General features: G+C 67.5%; 7 protein-coding genes. All 7 read left to right on the top strand.

What is annotated here, in order from left to right:
* The coding region (locus tag HZB86_11780; protein MBI5906202.1) for a hypothetical protein at positions 1–219 on the top strand (219 nt) is incomplete at its 5' end.
* A gap of 65 nt (positions 220–284) precedes the next feature.
* The gene (locus tag HZB86_11775) at positions 285–671 is read left to right on the top strand and encodes a hypothetical protein (GenBank protein MBI5906201.1); all 387 of its coding nucleotides are present in this window, start codon (positions 285–287) and stop codon (positions 669–671) included.
* Positions 672–808: 137 nt separating this feature from the next.
* A complete protein-coding gene (locus tag HZB86_11770; protein ID MBI5906200.1) occupies positions 809–1,303 on the top strand; it encodes an L-2-amino-thiazoline-4-carboxylic acid hydrolase in 495 nt (164 codons plus the stop codon).
* The gene (locus tag HZB86_11765) at positions 1,264–1,608 is read left to right on the top strand and encodes a hypothetical protein (GenBank protein ID MBI5906199.1); all 345 of its coding nucleotides are present in this window, start codon (positions 1,264–1,266) and stop codon (positions 1,606–1,608) included. The genes HZB86_11770 and HZB86_11765 overlap by 40 nt, the downstream gene beginning before the upstream one ends.
* A complete protein-coding gene (locus tag HZB86_11760; protein MBI5906198.1) occupies positions 1,605–2,483 on the top strand; it encodes a deoxyribonuclease IV in 879 nt (292 codons plus the stop codon). The genes HZB86_11765 and HZB86_11760 overlap by 4 nt, the downstream gene beginning before the upstream one ends.
* A gap of 15 nt (positions 2,484–2,498) precedes the next feature.
* Positions 2,499–3,089 (top strand): DUF2889 domain-containing protein, encoded by a 591-nt coding sequence (locus HZB86_11755; GenBank protein MBI5906197.1) that lies wholly within the window; start codon positions 2,499–2,501, stop codon positions 3,087–3,089.
* A 46-nt stretch (positions 3,090–3,135) separates the two neighbouring features.
* On the top strand, positions 3,136–3,533 hold a 398-nt coding region (locus HZB86_11750), incomplete at its 3' end, for an aminopeptidase (GenBank protein ID MBI5906196.1).

Here is a 3,533-nt window from a genome sequence, read left to right as displayed (position 1 = left end):
GGACCGGCGGCGGCGCATGGGATACGCCTTCTGGGTCCGGCGCCGTCCCCCATCGCCAGGGTCAAGCGCCGCTTCCGTTACCAGGTCCTGCTGGTCCTCCCCCCCGATCTGCCCGTGGGGGACGTGTTCCCGCCCTTCCTGCGGCCGCTGCGCGAACAGGTGCGCAAACTGGGCGCCGTCCTCGAAACCGACGTCGACCCGTACCAGATGATGGTGTGAGCGGTCGGGCCGGCACGGGGATTGAACTCCTTGTCGCGCAACATCGCGCAAAGGAGGGCAACACCATGCGGGTGCACTACGTTCTGAACCACGGGGGGACGCCGGCGGGCAAGCTCGCCGACGTGGAGATCCACTTCGAGGAGGGGCTGCTTTCCGGGCTCAAGCTGGTCGGGGCGTCCGTCTGGCGGTCGAAGAAGGGCGAGTCGCCGACGGTGCTCGTCCCTTCCCGCTCCTACGCCACCGCCTCGGGGGTCCGGTATTACGATCTGCTCCGGGCGTCGTCCGACGGCGCCCCCGCCGGGGAGGGGACGGTCGAGGACCCGGCGGCGAAACTGGCGGTGAAGCGGTTCAAGGAGTACGTGCGGGACGAATATTGCCGGATCGCCGCCCTCCCGGACGAGCCGGCGAAGGCGGCCGACCGCGGTTCCGCGAGGAAAGCCGCCGCCAGGTAGTCGTACCCGGGGGGCGCTCTCCTCTGGCGCTCCCCGGTTCTTTTTAGAAAACAGGTGAAAACCGCTCTCCCCGGCCCTAAAATCAAACGTTGGCATCAAGATTCATGAATGGAAGCACCAAGGCGCGGGGAGGGCTCATGTCGGACATCGGCGAAAAGGTGGCGCAGGCGACCCGCCAGCGGGCGGCGGTCTACGCGCACCTGTTCCTTGTTTTGCGGAAGCGGTTGGGCGAGGCGCAGGCGATCGACCTGATGAGCGAGGCGATCTACAACTACGGCGAGGAGAAGTCGAGGCGCAACTACTCGGAGAAGGCGCGCGGGGGGGACCTGGCCCAGGCGGCCCGGGAGTTCGCGTCGCCGGACCCGGTGAAGCAGCACCAGTTCGCTCCGCGGATCGTATCCCTCGGTCCCGACGAGGCGGTCATCGCCATGTCGAAATGTCCGCTGGTCGACGAATGGCGGGCGATGGGGCTTCCGGACGACGACGTCGAGACACTGTGCAAGGTCGCACACTCGGTCGACTTCGGAACCTGGGAAGGGGCGCTGCGCTGTACGCTCTGCTTCGAGGGGACCCGCGGGGAGGGGCGCGACGAATGCGTCCTCCGGGTCGGCAAGCCGAAGGCGGCGGGCTGAACGCCGTGGGGAAGATCCGGCCGAAGGACATCCAGTTTCTCGTATTCGTGGTGGTGGTGGTCGCGTTGCTCGCGATGCTCTCCATGACGGGGAAGGAGCGTTTCATCCACCGGTCCGAGGCGCACCTCAGCGTGGCGGCGATCGAGGACACGGCCGCGGCCGACGCGGTGTGCCTGTCGTGCCACGACGGAAAGGAACCGGCGTCCGCCGCCAGGCTCGAAAAAGGGCCTCCGATGCCGGGGAACCACCCGCTGCGGAAGAAGAACTGCCGGCAGTGCCACCGGATGGAGCGGAAGAAATCGTGAAACGGAAAGCGCCGCCGCTGGGGGCGCACGTCTCCGTCGCGGGGGGAGTCCACACGGCGCCCGAGCGCGGGAAACGGATCGGCGCGGACGTCGTCCAGATATTCTCCAAGCACAACACCCGGTGGACGGGAAAGGCGCTCGAGGAGGAGGACGCCCGGGCGTTCCGCGACGAGTGCGGACGCACCGGCGTGAAGGTGGCGGCGATCCACTGCGCCTACCTCATCAACCTCGCCTCCTCGAAGGAGACGGTCCGCACCCGCTCCCTGTACGCACTCGAGGACGAGGCGTCCCGCGCGGCGATGCTCGGGGTCCCGTACCTGGTGATGCACCCCGGATCGAGCGGCGACGACCCGGCGGAAGAGGGGATCTCCCGCATCGCGACGGCCCTTGCGTCCTTCGGCCGCTTCCCGGGCGGGGTCACCCTGCTCCTGGAGAACACCGCGGGGCAGGGGAACTCGATCGGGCGGTCGATCGGCCAGCTGCGGGCGCTTCTCGACGCCGCGGCGAACCCCCCCGACGTGGGGGTGTGCCTCGACAGCGCCCACCTGTTCGAGTCCGGGTACGACATCGGGACGGACGACGGCTGGGAGGCGCTCCTCGCGGAGTTGACGTCGCTCGGGATCGCGCCGCTGGTGCGGATGTGGCACCTGAACGACTCGAAGACGCCTCTCGGGAGCAAGGTCGACCGGCACGAGCACCTCGGCCGGGGAAAGATCCCGCTTTCGGCCTTCCACCGCATTCTCGCCCACAAGGGGTTCGCTTCCACCCCCATGGTGCTCGAAACGCCCAAGGACGGGAACGACGAGTTCGAGATGGACCTGCGGAACCTCGCGATGCTGCGGAAGCTGTTCGCGGGGCCGCCGGAAGACCGCTGAGTCGAAGGGGATACGATGGATTTCGAGACGATCCAGCAGCTGGCCAAGCACCACAAGCAGAGCTTCGGCCGGATCCTCAAGTGCGAGATGTACAAGCTCGAGGACGGACGCCTGCTCACGATCACCCGCCTGCACGACGACTTCCACGACATGAACCTCGCGATGGTCCTGTCGGACAGCTACCGCATCGAGGAGATTGCGGGGAAGATGGACCGGATCCCCTACCCGTGCTGCGAGACCCGGCCGCTGGAGATGCTTTCGACGCTCAAGGGGATCGGCGTGCTGGAGCGGGGAGGATTGAAGAAGGTCAAGGAGCGGATCCCCCGGAACATGAGCTGCACGCACGTCTACGAGATGCTCGAGTCGACGTTCCGCTCGATCTTCGTGGGGTCGTACAGCATCCTGGGGCAGAAGTGGGACGGGGTGCTCACCCTCGACATGGAGGAGAACCGGCAGCTCGGGGTGAAGTCGCCGTTCCTCGCGGACACCTGTTACACCTTCAATCTCCAGTCGGCGGACCCCGGGGTGCTGGACCGAGCGATGAAGAAGGTCGAGGAGGCCCGCCGGAAGATGGCCGCCATCGAGGCGGTCAAGCGGGGCGAGTGAGGCCGGCGCGGCGAAGCGAAGACATCCGGAAAGAGGGGGGGTTCCCTTGGGTTCCGAGCGGCAGGTGAAGAGGCTTGCGGAGGTGCTGGTCCGTCATTCCGTCAAGGCGAAGAAGGGGGAGATCGTCCGGATCTCCACGAGCGAGCTGGGGAGGCCGCTGGCGCTCGCGGTCTACCGCGAGGTGATGCGGGCGGGAGCGCACCCGCTCCTGGCGGGGGGGTTCGAAGAGGCGAACGGGATCTTCTACGAGGAAGCGTCGCCGGAGCAGATCGCGCACCTCCCGCCGACGAAGATGCACGAGGCGAAGACGATCGACGCCGACATCGTGATCATCGCTCCCGGCAACACCCGGCACCTCTCCCACATCCCTCCGCGGAAGATGGCCGACCGCCGGAAGGCGACGAAGCCGATCTCCGAGGTGCTGCTGCGGCGCGTCCGGTGGGT

The sequence above is a fragment of the Deltaproteobacteria bacterium genome (genome assembly GCA_016234845.1).
In the GTDB taxonomy this organism is placed as follows: Bacteria; Desulfobacterota; Deferrimicrobia; order Deferrimicrobiales; family Deferrimicrobiaceae; genus JACRNP01.
Note: the sequence above shows the minus strand (reverse complement) of the source record. Positions and strands in the feature narration are given on the sequence as shown.